Annotated in this window: 19 protein-coding genes; all 19 read left to right on the forward strand. The window is 40.5% G+C overall.

What is annotated here, in order from left to right; all coding sequences use genetic code 11:
- Window positions 1-10 precede the first annotated feature (10 nt).
- The gene (locus DW019_RS00985) at window positions 11-829 is read left to right on the forward strand and encodes a flagellar hook capping FlgD N-terminal domain-containing protein (protein ID WP_118442196.1); all 819 of its coding nucleotides are present in this window, start codon (window positions 11-13) and stop codon (window positions 827-829) included.
- Between the two features lie 23 nt (window positions 830-852).
- Window positions 853-1,215 (forward strand): TIGR02530 family flagellar biosynthesis protein, encoded by a 363-nt coding sequence (locus tag DW019_RS00990; protein WP_118442197.1) that lies wholly within the window; start codon window positions 853-855, stop codon window positions 1,213-1,215.
- A gap of 92 nt (window positions 1,216-1,307) precedes the next feature.
- Window positions 1,308-2,759, forward strand: a complete 1,452-nt coding sequence (locus DW019_RS00995) for a flagellar hook-basal body complex protein (RefSeq protein ID WP_117477728.1) — start codon at window positions 1,308-1,310, stop codon at window positions 2,757-2,759.
- A gap of 48 nt (window positions 2,760-2,807) precedes the next feature.
- Window positions 2,808-3,023 carry a flagellar FlbD family protein gene (locus DW019_RS01000; protein WP_347461284.1) on the forward strand — a complete coding sequence of 72 codons (216 nt, stop codon included), beginning with the start codon at window positions 2,808-2,810 and terminating at the stop codon, window positions 3,021-3,023.
- Window positions 3,024-3,034: 11 nt separating this feature from the next.
- The gene (locus DW019_RS01005; RefSeq protein ID WP_117477729.1) at window positions 3,035-3,850 is read left to right on the forward strand and encodes a motility protein A; all 816 of its coding nucleotides are present in this window, start codon (window positions 3,035-3,037) and stop codon (window positions 3,848-3,850) included.
- Entirely contained in the window at window positions 3,850-4,743 is an 894-nt protein-coding gene (locus DW019_RS01010; protein ID WP_022378005.1) for a flagellar motor protein MotB, read from the forward strand. The genes DW019_RS01005 and DW019_RS01010 overlap by 1 nt, the downstream gene beginning before the upstream one ends.
- A gap of 15 nt (window positions 4,744-4,758) precedes the next feature.
- Complete coding sequence (locus tag DW019_RS01015; RefSeq protein WP_022378004.1) at window positions 4,759-5,274, forward strand: hypothetical protein; 516 nt, start codon at window positions 4,759-4,761, stop codon at window positions 5,272-5,274.
- 83 nt (window positions 5,275-5,357) lie between these two features.
- Window positions 5,358-6,335, forward strand: a complete 978-nt coding sequence (gene fliM, locus DW019_RS01020; protein WP_117477730.1) for a flagellar motor switch protein FliM — start codon at window positions 5,358-5,360, stop codon at window positions 6,333-6,335.
- 4 nt (window positions 6,336-6,339) lie between these two features.
- Window positions 6,340-7,533 carry a flagellar motor switch phosphatase FliY gene (fliY, locus tag DW019_RS01025; RefSeq protein ID WP_118442198.1) on the forward strand — a complete coding sequence of 398 codons (1,194 nt, stop codon included), beginning with the start codon at window positions 6,340-6,342 and terminating at the stop codon, window positions 7,531-7,533.
- Window positions 7,534-7,550: 17 nt separating this feature from the next.
- On the forward strand, window positions 7,551-7,913 hold the full coding sequence (locus DW019_RS01030; protein WP_022378001.1) for a response regulator: 363 nt from the start codon (window positions 7,551-7,553) through the stop codon (window positions 7,911-7,913).
- Window positions 7,913-8,257: a flagellar biosynthetic protein FliO gene (locus tag DW019_RS01035; protein ID WP_022378000.1), complete on the forward strand. Its 345-nt coding sequence runs from the start codon at window positions 7,913-7,915 to the stop codon at window positions 8,255-8,257. Before DW019_RS01030 ends, DW019_RS01035 begins: the two co-directional genes overlap by 1 nt.
- 15 nt (window positions 8,258-8,272) lie before the next feature.
- Entirely contained in the window at window positions 8,273-9,136 is an 864-nt protein-coding gene (gene fliP / locus DW019_RS01040) for a flagellar type III secretion system pore protein FliP (RefSeq protein ID WP_022377999.1), read from the forward strand.
- A gap of 14 nt (window positions 9,137-9,150) precedes the next feature.
- The gene (fliQ, locus tag DW019_RS01045; RefSeq protein ID WP_022377998.1) at window positions 9,151-9,423 is read left to right on the forward strand and encodes a flagellar biosynthesis protein FliQ; all 273 of its coding nucleotides are present in this window, start codon (window positions 9,151-9,153) and stop codon (window positions 9,421-9,423) included.
- A gap of 2 nt (window positions 9,424-9,425) precedes the next feature.
- Window positions 9,426-10,202: a flagellar biosynthetic protein FliR gene (gene fliR / locus DW019_RS01050; protein ID WP_022377997.1), complete on the forward strand. Its 777-nt coding sequence runs from the start codon at window positions 9,426-9,428 to the stop codon at window positions 10,200-10,202.
- A gap of 28 nt (window positions 10,203-10,230) precedes the next feature.
- On the forward strand, window positions 10,231-11,337 hold the full coding sequence (gene flhB, locus DW019_RS01055; RefSeq protein WP_117477734.1) for a flagellar biosynthesis protein FlhB: 1,107 nt from the start codon (window positions 10,231-10,233) through the stop codon (window positions 11,335-11,337).
- Between the two features lie 33 nt (window positions 11,338-11,370).
- Window positions 11,371-13,407, forward strand: a complete 2,037-nt coding sequence (flhA, locus tag DW019_RS01060; RefSeq protein WP_022377995.1) for a flagellar biosynthesis protein FlhA — start codon at window positions 11,371-11,373, stop codon at window positions 13,405-13,407.
- On the forward strand, window positions 13,404-14,651 hold the full coding sequence (flhF, locus tag DW019_RS01065) for a flagellar biosynthesis protein FlhF (RefSeq protein ID WP_118442199.1): 1,248 nt from the start codon (window positions 13,404-13,406) through the stop codon (window positions 14,649-14,651). The genes flhA and flhF overlap by 4 nt, the downstream gene beginning before the upstream one ends.
- Window positions 14,652-14,678: 27 nt before the next feature.
- Entirely contained in the window at window positions 14,679-15,566 is an 888-nt protein-coding gene (locus DW019_RS01070; RefSeq protein WP_117477736.1) for a MinD/ParA family protein, read from the forward strand.
- Between the two features lie 14 nt (window positions 15,567-15,580).
- On the forward strand, window positions 15,581-16,291 hold the full coding sequence (locus tag DW019_RS01075; protein WP_117477737.1) for a flagellar brake protein: 711 nt from the start codon (window positions 15,581-15,583) through the stop codon (window positions 16,289-16,291).
- Window positions 16,292-16,293: the final 2 nt, after the last annotated feature.

Here is a 16,293-nt window from a genome sequence, read left to right on the forward strand (position 1 = left end):
AAGTGAGAAGATGGCAGTAAGCAGTACAAGTGATTTGACGACAGCATTGGAAGATTTGACGTATGGAACAACTGAGCGTAAAGTTAATCAAAGAGGTTCAAGTGAACTTGGTAAAGATGAGTTTTTGAAACTTTTAGTGACTCAGCTTCAGAATCAGGATCCGTTAAATCCACAGGATGATACACAGTTTATTTCTCAGTTAGCACAGTTCTCTGCGCTTGAACAGATGACCAATATGAGTTCTACGATGTCAAATACAAGTGCTTACAGTTTGGTTGGCAAAGAAGTTATTGTACAGACAACTGATTCTGCGGGAACTTATAAAGAAGTGCGCGGAACGGTAGATTGTGTCGAAATGAAGAATGGCAAGGCTATGTTGGTTGTTGATGGAAATTCGTATGACTTAGACGATTTGGTACAGGTAATGGATAGTTATTATGCTATTAAAGAGTATTTGCCAAGTGTTACAGCACAAACGAAGACATATGATCTTTCAAACCCATCCCTTATTGAAGTTTCTATTGATTTAGGAAGTAAAGGGTATGAGGCAAGCAGTGTGGCAGTTGCGCTAAACGGCCAGTACATAGATTCCAAGTATCTAAAGTACGATAATGGAACGGTAACCATTTCCCCGGAAGCTTTCAGTGAATTAGAGCCGGGTGATTATTATTTAGGCTTTTACTTTGATGATCCGCTTAAAACAACAGTCAAAGATAAGGTATGTATCAAAGTAGTACGAAGCGGTATTCCAAACGGAGATAAGGATTCTTCGGATGCGAATAAAGACACCGAAAAAGCTGAAGAAACAGAGAAGACAAAGGCTGAATAAGTGTGACAAGGAGGTCGGGTGCTATGAATGTAACGAATGGTTTTACATCCATGGAACAGATTCGTCACCGGATGCAGACAACAGATTCACAGAGACAGGTTTCCAAACAGACTGTGCAGACAAATACAGCATCGTTTGATGAAATCTTATTTTCCAAACATGCGTCAAAGCGGTTAGAAACCAGGCAGATTGATATGTCGGCAGATCAGAAAGAAAGACTGTTAGAGGCAACCTGTAAGGCGAAAGAAAAAGGGATGAAAGAGTCCTTAGTCATGGTTGACAATTTTGCGTTTATTGTGAATGTGAAGAATAATCTGGTGATTACTGCGGTAAATGACACAAAAAATGCTGTATTTACCAATATCGATGGAGCGATAATTAACTAAAAACAAATATATGCTGGCCCTTAACAGGAAGCATACATGCTCTTGACTGACAGAGAGAGCATAACGAAAGTAAAATTGGAGGGTGATTCATTATGATGAGATCATTGTATTCCGGTGTATCCGGATTGAAAGTTCATCAGACAAAGATGGACGTAATTGGTAATAACATTTCAAACGTAAATACGGTTGGTTTCCGTGGAAGTACAGTAAACTTTACCGATGTATTTTATCAGACAACACAGAATGCATCCGGTCCGAACGCAACAACTGGCACAGCAGGAACGAACGCAGTACAGATTGGTCTTGGATCTAACGTGGCAGCAATTAGCGTGGATTTAAGTGGTACCGGAGCAACGCAGCGTACCGATCGCGGCATGGATCTTATGATTAACGGTGATGCGTTTTTGATTGTAAGAAGCAATGGAAATACATATTTCACAAAATCCGGGGCGCTGGATATTGATGCAAATGGTACTTTATATTGCACAACAAATGGTGCTTCTGTTCTTGGATGGGGTGTTGATGAAAATGGAGAAATCCGCAAAGATACCGTATCTACCTTGAATTTGATGGGTGGCGAGAATGCTTATTCTGACCCAAATGCGACAACGAAAGTTTCCCTTTCCGGAAATGTAGACCAAAAAGACCCTTTAGTTGCTTATAGTGCAGATGGAGCCGGTTACCCAATGGCAGTCAGCTTTTATGATAATTTAGGTAATTTGTGTACAGCAAAACTCAGTATTATCCAGACGAGTGCGGATGCGCCAAATACATACAGCGTTCGTCTTCATGATGTTCTTGGTGCAGATGGTAAATCTATTTTGAAAAAGAAAGATGATGCGACAGGTAATTACATTTCTACCGAGCAGGTGATTAATTTTAACGAGATAGATCTTGGGGGCACAAATTATACAGTAGATCCAAGTAGTGGTGATATTTCGTTTCCTGCTGATACGGACTGGCCGGTACTTACCTTTAATCCGGTGACCGGTGCATTTACCAGTGTAAGCAGTGCTGATGGCAAGGTGCTGAAATTAAACTTAAGTGATACCGGAAATTCGTATCCAACCAGTGGTGTGGATGTTAACTTCTCGGATTTGACGATGTATGCGAGCAATAAAACCTGTAAAGTAAAACCAAACCGTGGTGACAGCAATAACAACGGGGATGGAGCCGGTAATGCGGCAGGAACTTTAAATGGTTTCTCAATTCAGACTGATGGTATGATTTATGGTGTATACAGTAACGGTGACAAAAAATTGTTAGGACAGATCGCAGTGGCAACATTTGCTAATCCATCCGGCTTAGAGGCGGTTGGTAACAGCATGTATGCAGCAACCTTGAACTCCGGTGATTTTGATGGAATTGGTGTGGATATTTCAGAAGTTGGTAAATTCTCAGTCGGAGCTTTGGAAATGTCCGATGTTGATCTGGCAACCGAGTTTACCAATATGATTACGACACAACGTGGTTTTCAGGCAAACTCCCGTGTTATTACTACATCTGATACAATGCTTGAGGAACTCATTAATCTGAAACGATAATGATTAGGCATATTGACCCATCCGCATGAATTATGCGGATGGGTCAGTGTGCTTTTTACAAGTAAGGAGGGGTTTATGATTGATGTGACAAGAATGAATGGTTCATTACTTACCATTAATAACCATTTGATTGAAATGGTAGAGGAAACACCGGATACGGTGATAACTTTAACAACGGGAAAAAAAATAATTGTAAAAGAAAGTAGACAAGAAGTGAAAAATCTAGTAAAATTATACGAGAAAGAAATAACATGTAACAGTTAGGTGGTGTCATTTTGGATATAGCTACAATTATAGGCCTCGTAGGATGTGCGGGAGCCGTAGTATATGGTATTGTTTCTGGTGACTTAGGATTTGCTGCATTGGAAAACTTTTGGGATTATCCGTCCTTTTTGATTGTTATTGTTGGATGTTTGATGTGTATGCTGACGATGTCCGGCAACATTGGAGAACTTATAAACTGCTTAAAGTCATTCCTTTTGACAATCAAAGTACAGGAATCCAGCGAGGGGGAGACGATACATAAAATTATTGATTTGGCAAACGTAGCTCGTAAAGAAGGGCTTTTGCAGTTAGAAGAGGCAGCCGGTGACATAGATGATGATTTCCTGAAGAAGGGAATTATGTTGATTGTTGATGGCACGGATCAGGAATTGGTATCAAGTATTCTAGAGACAGAACTTGATTGCATTGAGCAGAGACATAGCAAAGTTTACAGCTTCTGGGATAACTTGGCCGCTATGGGTCCTGCATGGGGAATGATTGGTACTTTGATTGGATTGATTAACATGTTAAAACATTTGGATGATCCAAGTTCAATTGGACCGAACATGGCGGTTGCGTTGGTTACTACTTTGTATGGTTCGCTGATTGCCAATTGGATCAGTATCCCGATTGCAACAAAACTGCGTGCGAAAAACCAGAAAGAAATTATTATGAAGGAAGTTATCTGCGAAGGAATTCTTTCTATTCAGGCAGGTGAAAATCCACGTGTGATTGAGGAAAAACTGAAATCTTTCCTTGCACCTAGTGAGAGAGAAGAAGTTCTTGGTGGTGGTAATAAAGGCAGCGGACAAGGTGGTGACGCTTAATGGCCCGAAAGAAAAAGAAGGCGGAACAGGAGGGTATTAGCGCCGGATGGATTAATACCTTTGCCGACCTGATGAATCTTTTGCTTTGTTTTTTCGTCCTTTTGTTTTCAATGTCGACTGTCGATGCTGATAAGTACGAACAGTTAGTAACATCCATGACGGAGCGGATTAATATCTTTGATGGTGGCGGTGCTGCTGTTGGGGAAGGTGCATTTGTATCAAGTGGAACCGATCAACTTGTTTCGATTTCGGAGTATTTTAACGAATATGAAAATTCCGGAGAGGACAATCAGAAATCGGAAGAACAGGTTGACAAGCAGGATGGTAACAAATCTGAGCAGGGCAACCAGTCAACCGGAGAAAAGCCGATGAATGATAAAGCGAAAGCAGAAGAGGGATTTTTAAAAAAACAACAGCAGGAACAAAAGGAAAAGGCAGAAAAATTGTACAAAGAACTCACACAGGATGCAGAACATCAGAACGTGGAAGACCAGATTAACATTAATATGGATAAAAAATATCAATTTGTTCAAATTTCATTAAATGGTGCACTGCTTTTTGAATCCGGCGATATTGAGTTTAAGAAAAACATGGTGCCTTTGATGAGCAAAGTCGGAGATATTTTGAAGCGATATGCAGACCATCGGATCAAAATTGAAGGACACACGGATAATGTTCCAATTTCCGGCAGATACAAGAACAATATGATGCTTTCAACAGCACGTGCGAATACGGTGTTTGAATATTTGGTAAATAAAAAACATATGAAGCCAAAGGAGACGGAAATTGAGATTTCCGGTATGGGTGAGTATGAGCCGGTGGCATCCAATAAAACAAGAAAAGGACGCGCTCAGAACCGGCGTGTTGAGATTAAGATTTATACAAGTAAGTAAATGGAGGAATTTCTTATGAAGAAGAATATATTGACCATTATTGTTATGGCGGTATCAATTGTGAATCTTGTATTGGGGATTGTACTTGTCTTTTCTATTGTACCTGCCTCAAATAAGACAGCTGCTCTGGTTGATAAAGTGGCATCGGTGATTGATTTAAATATTGATGACCCAAATTCCGAAGAGCAGGACTATACAATTGATGATTTGGTGGCTTATACGAAAACTTATGATTCGGCAGTAAATATTAACCTAAAAAAAGATGCCGGTGACGACAGCAACCATTATGCGCAGCTTGCCGGTTTTACAATTTCTTTTAACAGCAAAGCCGATGATTATAAAAAGGTGAGTGAATCGATTCAGACCAATGATATTTATGTAGATGATATTGTGAAAGAAACACTTGGAAGTTATACAGCTACAACATTAGACTTGGTAAAGGTTCGTTCTGAAATTGTGAAGAAAATTCAGGCAAAATACAATACAAAGGCAGTTGTTGAGATTTCGTTAAAAGATCCATTGATTGCCTGATTGTAAGAATCGAAAAAAAGACTTTAGTTTATGAAGGAAATATGATATAATAAACAACAGTGTGAGAAAAGAGGTGAGAACAAATGGGTGACGTATTGTCGCAGAATGAGATAGATAATTTGTTATCCGCGCTTAATAGTGGTGAATTTGACCCAGATGAGGCGGGTGAGACGGATGATCGACAGATTAAGGATTATGATTTTGCGAGACCATCCAAGTTCTCAAAAGAGCATCTGCGAACGCTTGAATTTATTTTTGAGCATTATGCCAGACTTCTTTCCACAAATCTGCCAGTATATCTTCGTAAGAACGTACAGGTTGAAGTGATGCATTCGGAGGCGGTTACTTATCAGGAGTTTTCCAATTCCTTGTCAAATCCGGTTATACTAGGTGTTGTAAATTTTGCGCCACTTGATGGTAACATTATTATGGAAGTGTCAACGGAAATTGGGTTTGCTGTTGTCGACCGAATGCTTGGAGGCGGTGGAAAGCCGTTGGAGAAAAATCGCGAATTTACGGAAATAGAATTGACAATTATTGAACGCATTATGGTAGTTTGCACAAACCTTTTGGTGGAACCGTGGCATACTGTTCAGGTGTTGGAGCCGATGCTTGAGAGGATTGAGACAAACTCGCAGTTTGCTCAGTTTGTTACACCAAATGAGATGACATCGATTGTTACGATGAGCATTAAAATTGGTGAAGTAGAGGGACTTATGAATGTTTGTATTCCATATGCGGTATTAGAGCCGGTGATTGATAAGGTGAACACTAAATACTGGTACTCCACTTCTGTAGCAACCGGAGACGGTACATATAGAGATTACCTGGAAGAATCATTGCAGAGAGCTCAGATTCCGGTTCGTGCGATTATGGGACGAAGCGCGATATCGGTGAATGACTTCATTCATTTGCAGCCGGGGGATATTATAAAAGTAAACACGAGGCTGGAAGATGAATTGGATGTTTATGTTGGCAACATAAAGAAATTTTCTGCAATCCCGGGAGCTTATGAAGATTCCTATGCAGTAAAAATAAAATCAATTTACAGAGAGGAGTAGTGCAATGGACGGAATGTTATCGCAGGAAGAGATTAATGCGTTATTAGGCAATATGGATGCGGATAGCACTTCAGAAGAAGCAGCATCGGATGCCGTACAGACATCAAGCGATATTTCGAAAGCCGAGAAGCTGACTCCGGAAGAATCGGATGCGTTAGGTGAAATTTCAAATATAAGTATGGGGACGGCGGCAACGACGTTGTCGATTTTGGTTAATAACCGGGTTGATATTACAACTCCTACTGTTTCCTACACGACACTAGAGGAATTGTCTGCACAGTGCGAGGCTCCGGTTGTTTTCATTTACATATCTTATAAGACGGGCTTACAAGGTAAAAATTTATTAATATTGAAAGAAAGGGATGTAAAGGTAATTACTGACCTTATGATGGGCGGTGACGGAACCAACGTCGATGACACCGAATTAAGTGATTTACATTTGAGTGCTATTTGTGAAGCGATGAATCAGATGATGGGTTCGGCAGCGACATCGATGTCATCCATGATTAATGAAAAGGTGGATATTAGTCCGCCGACTGCTACGAGAGTTGATTTTGGAGAGGGATTAGATGGGGCTGGTCTTGGTGATTTGTCCGGGCAGTTATTTGCACAGGTTTCTTTCCGAATGGAAATTGGTGATTTGGTTGACAGTGAGATTATGCAGTTGTACCCAATCGAATTTGCCAGATTGATTTATCAGCAGTTTGTTGGTAAGACAGGTGGTGATTCGGCTGAGAACGCTCCTGCAAGCCAGGCAGTTGCCGTAGAACCGGCACCGCAGCCACAGGCACAGCCGGCAGCACCGGCGCCACAGCCAGTGCCACAAAATTTTGCAAATCCACAACAACAACCTATGGCAGGAATGCAGCAGCCAATGTATGCTGTTCCGCCACAGGATATTAATATACAGCCGGCACAGTTCCAAAATTTTGCTCAGGCACCTCAGCTTGACGGAATTGCACCGGAAAACATTGATTTGATTATGGATGTTCCATTGGAAGTTACCGTGGAACTTGGAAGAACCAGCAAATCGATAAAAGATATACTGGATTTTGCACCGGGAACAATCATTGAATTGGATAAGTTGGCAGGGGAGCCAATTGATGTTCTTGTAAATGGAAAATTTGTTGCCAAGGGCGAGGTTGTTGTAATTGAGGAAAGTTTCGGTATTCGTGTAACCGAGATTATTAAAGAATAAAATGGAGGAAAGTTATAATGGCAAAGAGTGTATTAATTTGTGATGACGCAGCATTTATGAGAGTCATGATCAAAGATATTTTGACAAAGAATGGATATGATGTCGCAGGGGAAGCAGAGAATGGACTCAAAGCTGTCGAGAAATACAACGAAACAAAACCGGACCTTGTAATGATGGATATCACAATGCCGGAGATGGATGGTATTCAGGCTCTGAAAAAGATTAAAGAAGCTGATGCGAATGCTACGGTTATTATGTGTTCCGCTATGGGTCAGCAGGCAATGGTTATCGAATCCATTCAGTCTGGTGCAAAGGATTTTATTGTAAAACCTTTCCAGGCAGATCGTGTATTAGAGGCTGTTAAGAAGGCTATTGGCTAATGCTTGAGAATATTTTACAGTTGACCGCTGTTGTTGTTGTCTTTGTCCTTGTCCTTGCCGGGACGTATTATGTGACAAAATGGATTGCAAAATCTGGGATGATACAGAGCCAGTCACGTAATATTAAGGTGATTGAGACATTTAAAATTACGAATGGGAAATACATTCAGATTATTCAGTTAGGCAAGAAGTATTATTCCATTGGTGTTACAAAGGATCAGATTACCTTTTTAACACCATTGGATGAAGCTCAACTGGATTTTTCAGAAGAAGTTCGTAATGGTCAGAAAGTTTCGTTTAAAGAACTGCTTGACAAGTTGAACAAAAACAAGAAAGAAAATTAGAAAAGGTTGGTATTTATGAAGACACAGAAGAAAGCACATCAAGTATCTGTACGAGTTGTAATTCTGTTAGCCATGCTTTGTATATTAACCTTTTTTTGTAGTGCCACAATTTATGTGCATGCGGCACCGGTTAGTTCAAAATCAGATATAAGCGAAGCAAGTGGCAGTTCCAAAGGAGAAGTGCAGGATCCGGACTCTCCGCAGGATTTTCAGTTTAATATTACTTCCAATGCCGGAAGTTCCAGCTTGTCGGCAAGTATGAAGATGATTTTGGTGTTGACATTATTGTCGTTAGCACCGTTTTTGCTTGTTATGGTAACTTCCTTTACAAGAATTATTGTCGTTCTTCATTTTGTCCGTTCGGCATTGGGAACGCAGACTTCACCACCTAATCAGGTATTGATTGGAATTGCGTTGTTTTTGACCCTTTTTATTATGGCACCTGTTATGACGCAGATAAATAAAGATTGTATTCAGCCATATGATAAGGGGAAACTTACTCAGGAAGAAGCATTAAATGCCGGACTCAAACCAATCCGCAAATTTATGTTTGAGCAGACGAACCGGAAGGATATCCGCTTGTTTATGGAAATTGAGAAACAGAGCAATGATGTTTCCATTGAAAAAGAAGATGAGATACCGACTCTTGTTCTGATACCGGCGTTTATGATAAGTGAATTACGAATTGCGTTTATTATCGGTTTTTTGATATACTTGCCGTTTATCGTAATTGATATGGTAGTGGCATCGACACTTATGTCGATGGGTATGATGATGCTGCCGCCGACGACGATTTCGATGCCGTTTAAGATATTATTGTTTGTCTTAGCAGATGGCTGGAATCTCGTGATTGGACAGTTGGTCAAAACCTTTTACTGACAGGGGGCGATTAGATGACAGATGCAGATGTACTTGATGTGACAGTCGATATGATTTGGTGTATCATTAAATGTAGTGCTCCGTTGTTGTTAGTTTCCCTGATTGTTGGACTGGTAATTAGTATTTTTCAGACAGTTACTTCCATTCAGGAGCAGACTTTAACCTTTGTTCCGAAACTATTGGCAATATTCATTACAATGCTTATATGTGGTGGATGGATTATGAACAATTGCGTGGAACTTTTTACAAAACTGTGTGAAAAATTTGCTCTTTATGCAGGAGGCTGAGAATGACATTTACGCTCGAACACCTGGAGTTTTATCTCTTGATTTTGATGAGAGTTTCCGGGTTTATTATGACAGCACCATTTTTTAGTTATTCGTCTGTGCCAATGCGGATTCGTGCGGCAATGAGCGTTTTTATGTCCTTAGTGGTGATTCAGGTCACTCCGGTTGTCGATTTGACGTATTCCGGGGTGTTTGGATATTCAGCACTCGTTTTGAAAGAATCTATGATTGGTGTAGTTCTTGGATTGATGTGCAGTATGTGTTTTTACATTATTAACCTGGCGGGACAGTTGATGGATATGGAAATGGGATTATCCATGGCAAATATGTTTGACCCGATGGTGAATATGCAGTTTTCTGTAACCGGAAGTTTGTACAATTATCTGCTTATGCTCATGTTAGTTGTTACCAATATGCATTATTACATCATTCGAGCAATTGTGGATTCTTTTTCCTATTTCAATGTTGGGAAAGCGGTGTTTGATACCGTTTCACTGAAAAACATCGTGGTTGATTTTATTGCGAATTATTTCATCATTGCGGTGCGTATTGTTCTGCCGGTTTTCTGTTGTATGCTGCTGATTAATGTTGTGCTTGGTGTACTTGCTAAGGCAGCACCACAGATGAATATGTTTGTGGTTGGTATGCAGATTAAGGTGCTGGCAGGACTGGCTGTTTTGGTAATTGTGATACAGAGTTTTCCGATGGTTTCAGATTACATTTTTGGTGAAATGAAGGACGTAATCACACAGGTGATTCATTTGTTTACACCGAAGTGAAAAGTCGGATGAGTTGGCAGGTGATTATTTGGTATATTCCTATAACCTTCAGCTTTTTGCCAAAGACGGTGAGGGCGGTGAAAAAACAGAACCCGCGACACCCAAAAAGCTGGATAAGGCACGAGAAGAAGGACAGGCTCCAAAGAGCCAGGATTTGAACACGGCAGTTTTATTGCTTGTATTATTTGGATGCTTAAAAGTGTTCGGCAGTTTTATGATGAAGCGGTTGTATGACATGTTTCAGTTTTATTATGGAAATATCAACGACTATGCAACGGATGTATTTACCGTTAAGCGTGCTGATGGTTTGCTTCAGTTTGGCCTCAAGGAGATTACCATTACGTTACTGCCGATGTTAGCACTTGCGATGATTGGCGCATTTGTTGTAAATGTTGTTCAGGTTAAATGGAAAGTTACATTAAAGCCGTTACAGCCAAAACCGAATAAAATTAATCCAATTAGCGGTTTTAAACGGATGTTTTCAAAAGATAAAATATTTGAATTGATTAAGGCGGTTGTTAAAGTAGGAATTTTGTTCTACGTGGTATATCAGGCGCTAAAAGATGAATGGGGCATGATTGTCAACATTTATCAGCTTGATATCTGGTCAGCGGTTAGCCTGATTGTTAGTACCGTGTTAAATATTGCCTTTCAGATTACGGCTGTTTTCTTTGTCATTGCTTTTGCGGACTGGATGTACCAGAAACGCAAGTTTAACAATGACATGAAAATGACGAAACAGGAAGTTAAAGACGAATATAAAAATACGGAAGGAAATCCACAGATTAAAGGCCAGATTCGAAGAAAGATGCAAGAGGCGTCAAGACGACGTATGATGCAGGAACTGCCGGAGGCGGATGTAGTTATCACGAACCCGACTCACTTGGCGGTTGCACTGAAATACGATAAGGAAGTAGCTGAGGCACCAATTGTTGTGGCAAAGGGTGCGGATTATCTGGCGGGCCGTATTCGTGAAGTAGCAAAGGAAAATAAGATTGAAATTGTAGAAAATAAGCCTTTGGCGAGAATGTTGTATCACAATGTAGAATTAGGAGAGCAGATTCCGCCGGAATTGTACCAGATGGTTGCAGAGATTTTAGCTTATGTATATGGATTACAAGGTAAAGTAAGTTGATTTTGATAGAAAAAACGTAAAGGAGGAAAAGCAATGCGTCGCGAAGATATGGTGTTAGGTGCATTTATCTTAGTGCCTATTTTGTGCTTAATTATTCCGGTTCCGCTCTTTTTGCTGGACTTGTTATTTGCATTAAATATTGCACTTTCGATGATTATTTTGTTTAATGCATTGTTTTCTAAAGAGCCTCTTGATATGTCGGCATTTCCGACGTTGCTGCTTTTGACGACGTTATTTCGATTGTCGTTGAATGTCAGTTCTACAAGAAATATTTTGCTGAAGGCAGATGCCGGTAATGTAGTTGATACATTTGGTAACTTTGTCGGTGGTGGTAACTTAGTTGTTGGTGCTATTGTGTTCTTTGTATTGGTTATCATGCAGTTACTCGTTATCAACAAAGGTTCCGAGCGTGTGTCAGAAGTAACAGCGCGTTTTACACTGGATGCGATGCCCGGTAAACAGATGGCAATTGATGCTGATTTGAATACAGGTGCCATAACGGATGAGGAGGCAAAAGAACGCCGCGAAAAGATTCAACAGGAATCGGCTTTCTTTGGTTCCATGGATGGTGCTACAAAGTACGTCAAGGGAGATGCGACGGCGGGCTTAGTAATTACGGTTTTGAACTTCGTTGGTGGTATTGCGATTGGTGTTCTGATGAATGGCATGGACATTAATGCAGCGGTTCAGAGATATTCGATTTTGACAATTGGTGATGGTCTGGTGAGCCAGATTCCATCCCTTATGATTTCATTATCCACCGGTATTTTGGTAACGAAAGGTTCCAAAGAAGCGGATGTTGGCAATATTTTGAGAAGGCAGCTTTTTTCTACGCCGAAAGTACTTAATATTGTTGGTATTGCCTTGATTGGCTTAGGTTTGTTTACACCACTGAATATGTTGGTATTTTGTGCCTATGGAATTATGTTTTTACTGACGGCAAGAATGATAGCAAATCAATTGGAGATGACAGAGACAGACGAGGCAGTTTCGGAAGAAGAGGAATCCGCAGAGGAAATCAGGAGACCGGAAAATGTCAGTTCACTGTTGCAGGTGGATGCCATTGAACTGGAATTTGGTTATGGAATTATTCCACTTGCCGATGTCAACCAGGGCGGTGACTTGCTAGACCGTGTGGTTATGATACGAAGACAGATTGCATTAGAGCTTGGCTGTGTTGTTCCGATGATTCGACTACGTGATAACATTCAGCTCAATCCAAATCAGTATCTGATTAAGATAAAAGGCGTGCCGGTCAGTGAGGGAGAAATTTTGTTTGACCACTACATGGCGATGAATCCTGGTTATGTAGAAGAAGAAATTTCCGGTATTCCGACGTTTGAACCGTCGTACCATCTGCCGGCAATTTGGATTACGGAAAGTCAGCGTGAGCGGGCAGAATCCCTTGGTTATACCGTAGTTGATCCGCCATCAATTATTGCGACACATTTGATGGAAATTATCCGATCACATCTGGATGAACTTCTCACCAGACAGGATGTACACAACTTGATTGAGAATGTGAAGGAGGCAAACGAGACGCTGGTATCAGAACTGGTTCCAAAATTGTTAAATGTTGGAGAAATCCAAAAGGTGTTACAGAATCTTTTGGCGGAAGGCATTTCCATAAGAGATTTGGTTACAATTTTTGAAACGTTAGCCGATTATGCGCCGACAACGCATGATACGGATGTATTGACGGAGTATGTCAGACAGAGTTTGAAACGTGCAATTTCAAATCAGTATTTTAATAACAATGAAACAACCAGCGTTGTGACATTGGATCCGAACGTAGAGCAGGTTATTATGGATTCGGTGAAACAGACCGAACAGGGTGCTTATCTGGCACTTGACCCGGATTATACAAACCGGCTGATGACTTCTTTACGGGAAGAGACAGACAAATTAGAGGAACTGGGACGAACGCCGATTATTATTACTTCGCCGATTGTTCGTATGTACCTGAAAAAATTAACGCAAGAACAATTTAGGAATCTGCATGTATTGTCATATAATGAAATTGATTCCGATGTTGAATTACAATCAGTTGGGATGGTGACGGTAGAGTGATTATCAAAAAGTTTTTAGCAAAATCAGAAAAAGATGCAATTGAAATGGCAAAAAACGAATTGGGGAATAATGCCATTGTCATGAATATTAAGAAGGTAAAACCAAAAGGTCTTGCGAAGTTATTTGTCCGCGGAAAGGTTGAGGTGACAGCAGCATTGGATGAGACGCCACTGTACTCACAAGAGGAAGCGGCAAAAGAGAAGCGGCCGGTTGAAGCAGGCAAGTTTTCGGAAGCAGAGAAAAAAGCAGATGCACCGGATAACAGTAGTTTGGAAGAACGCATTAGTATGCTGCAAGCTCTTTTGGAGAAACAGATGATGCAGAAAGAAGGTATGACCGAGAAAGTTGAGAAAACACTCGAAATACCGGTTTCGGAGCCAAAAGAGAACGTAGAGCCAAAAGAGGTTTCTGAATCCAAAGAAGAGGATGAGGAGGATGAAAAAACAAAGGCCTATAAAGAGTTGATATATCAGCAGTTAGTTCAGAATGAAGTGGATGAAGAAATTGCAAAATCCATTATGGATGAGGTGAATCGTTCGCTTGCTAAAAATGCACCGTTAGACCAGATTTTGGCAAATATTTACCAGAAGATCATCTTGATGTTAGGGCAGCCTTACAGCATTAAGTCAGAGGAAAATGCAAAGACGAAATTTATCTTTTTCCTTGGTTCAACCGGAGTAGGAAAAACAACAACCATTGCTAAAATTGCTTCGAAATTAAAATTAGAGAAGCATGCAAAAATTGCACTCGTAACAGCAGATACTTACCGCATTGCAGCGGTGGAACAGTTAAAGACTTATGCAAATATTTTATCCGTCCCGCTTGAGGTGATTTACAGTCCTCAAGAATTGGGGGATAATCTTGAAAAACTTAAGCAGTATGATGTCTGCTTGATTGATACTGCCGGACGTTCTCATAGAAGCAAAGAGCAGATGGAAGACATCCGGGCATTGCTTGAGCAGATTCCGGTGAATGAAAGACAGGTTTATCTGGTACTAAATGCAGGTACAAAATACAGTGACTTACAAAAGATTGCGTCAGTCTACTCGGTGCTTACGGATTTTAGTCTTATTTTTACGAAACTTGACGAAACGTCTTCGGCGGGAATCATGTTGAATATGAGAGTGAAAACAAATTGTCCATTGTCTTATGTAACGTGGGGACAAAATGTTCCGGAAGACATTGGCGAGATGGATCCGCAGAGAGTGGCAAAAAAATTACTAAGTGATAATCATACGAACTAATTCTATGGCGAGAAAGGAAGGTGTGGAATGGATCAGGCAGAAAGCTTACGAAATATAATTAAAAAGCAGGAAATTGATGAAAAAAAACGAACAGCAAGAGTTATTACGGTTACATCCGGCAAAGGTGGCGTCGGTAAAACAAGTTTTTCTGTAAATCTGGCAATTCAGCTTCACAGACTCGGCAAGAGAGTGGTTGTACTGGATGCTGACTTTGGTTTGGCAAACATTGAGATTATGCTTGGTATTCGCCCAAAGTATAATTTGGCAGATTTGATGTTTCGAGGAAAAAGCATACAAGATGTAATGACTTATGGACCGGAAGGGATCGGTTTTCTTTCCGGCGGTTCCGGCATCAATGAGATGGCAAATCTGAATCGTGAACAGGTTTTCTGGCTGATTCAGAAAATGGAAGAGTTAGACAAACAGGCAGATGTAATTATTGTGGATACCGGTGCCGGAATCGGAGATTCGGTGCTTGAGTTTGTGGCAGCCAGCGAAGAAGTGCTTTTGGTGGCTACGCCGGAGCCGACGTCCATTACGGACGCCTATGCGTTATTAAAAGCGTTGAACCGCAATTCTTCGTATATGCCGGAAAAAACGGTTGTTAAGATGATTGCCAATCAGGTACGTGGGAAAAAAGAAGCGGATGAATTGTTCCAGAAATTAGGTGTTGTTGTTAATAAGTTTTTAGACATAGATATTGATTATCTGGGGGCAATTCCTTATGATGTAAATATGCAGAGAGCAGTCATGCATCAGAAACCACTTAGCGTAGCAGACCCGGATGCACTGGCTTCGCAGTCTGTGGAAAAGATTGCACTTTCTTTACTTGATATGGAGAAAGAAAAACCACGCGCTGTTGGTATTAAGCAGTTATTTTCAAATGTAATTCGTATGAAATTTAATCGGCGATAGAAAGGAGGAACCCCGTGAAAGTTACATTTGCGATTGGAGACCGGATTGAACTGATGCATATAAAAAGTGCAATCGGGCGAAAGGTGTCAGATAAAAAATATGGCAGTCAGTTGTTGGATTTTGACGGGGACAGAACCGCCAAAATCGCAATGCCCATTAGCGAGGGGAAAGTAATTCCATTGGAAATTGATGACGATTATAATCTGTGTTTTTTTACAAACTCCGGTTTGTATCAGTGTACAGCACGGATTAAGAAACGTTACACAGAAAATCGTATGTATGTGATGGATGTTATCTTTTTGACACCATTGAAAAAGTTTCAGAGGAGAAAGTTTTATCGTTTGGATTGTTTGTTCCCAATTCGTTACCGGATTGTTCCAAAAGAGCAGTTTGAAAAGAAAAATGAAGCGGAGCAGGACAAAGAGAAAGATGAAATTTTGTGGGAAGAAGGTACCATTTCAGATTTAAGTGGAGGCGGAATTCGTTTTCATGGTAATGTAGAATGTAAAAAAGGGGATTTTGTGGAAATTGTCCTTCCACTTTCGCTGCAAAGTGGAATTATTCCACTTTCTTTGTATATGAAGGTAGTATCCTGCGTTCATTTTGAGGGAAGCCGTGTTGCCTATGAGACAAGGGGCGAATTTTTGAATATTAATGAGAAAGAACGTGAAACGGTAATTAAGTACGTTTTTGAAGAGCAGCGAAGAAGGATGAGAAAGGAGTAGAT

It is taken from the genome of Clostridium sp. AF37-5, from assembly GCF_003477605.1.
Lineage (GTDB): Bacteria > Bacillota > Clostridia > Lachnospirales > Lachnospiraceae > Eubacterium_F.

What these genes read in the sequence shown, in the direction of transcription:
- DW019_RS00985 (WP_118442196.1), top strand. Translation starts at nt 11, where the DNA reads ATGGCAGTAAGCAGTACAAGTGATTTGACGACAGCATTGGAAGATTTG.
- fliM (WP_117477730.1), top strand. Translation starts at nt 5,358, where the DNA reads ATGGGTGACGTATTGTCGCAGAATGAGATAGATAATTTGTTATCCGCG.
- DW019_RS01035 (WP_022378000.1), top strand. Translation starts at nt 7,913, where the DNA reads ATGCTTGAGAATATTTTACAGTTGACCGCTGTTGTTGTTGTCTTTGTC.
- fliY (WP_118442198.1), top strand. Translation starts at nt 6,340, where the DNA reads ATGGACGGAATGTTATCGCAGGAAGAGATTAATGCGTTATTAGGCAAT.
- DW019_RS01070 (WP_117477736.1), top strand. Translation starts at nt 14,679, where the DNA reads ATGGATCAGGCAGAAAGCTTACGAAATATAATTAAAAAGCAGGAAATT.
- fliQ (WP_022377998.1), top strand. Translation starts at nt 9,151, where the DNA reads ATGACAGATGCAGATGTACTTGATGTGACAGTCGATATGATTTGGTGT.
- DW019_RS00995 (WP_117477728.1), top strand. Translation starts at nt 1,308, where the DNA reads ATGATGAGATCATTGTATTCCGGTGTATCCGGATTGAAAGTTCATCAG.
- fliP (WP_022377999.1), top strand. Translation starts at nt 8,273, where the DNA reads ATGAAGACACAGAAGAAAGCACATCAAGTATCTGTACGAGTTGTAATT.
- DW019_RS01030 (WP_022378001.1), top strand. Translation starts at nt 7,551, where the DNA reads ATGGCAAAGAGTGTATTAATTTGTGATGACGCAGCATTTATGAGAGTC.
- DW019_RS00990 (WP_118442197.1), top strand. Translation starts at nt 853, where the DNA reads ATGAATGTAACGAATGGTTTTACATCCATGGAACAGATTCGTCACCGG.
- DW019_RS01015 (WP_022378004.1), top strand. Translation starts at nt 4,759, where the DNA reads ATGAAGAAGAATATATTGACCATTATTGTTATGGCGGTATCAATTGTG.
- DW019_RS01010 (WP_022378005.1), top strand. Translation starts at nt 3,850, where the DNA reads ATGGCCCGAAAGAAAAAGAAGGCGGAACAGGAGGGTATTAGCGCCGGA.
- flhA (WP_022377995.1), top strand. Translation starts at nt 11,371, where the DNA reads ATGCGTCGCGAAGATATGGTGTTAGGTGCATTTATCTTAGTGCCTATT.
- fliR (WP_022377997.1), top strand. Translation starts at nt 9,426, where the DNA reads ATGACATTTACGCTCGAACACCTGGAGTTTTATCTCTTGATTTTGATG.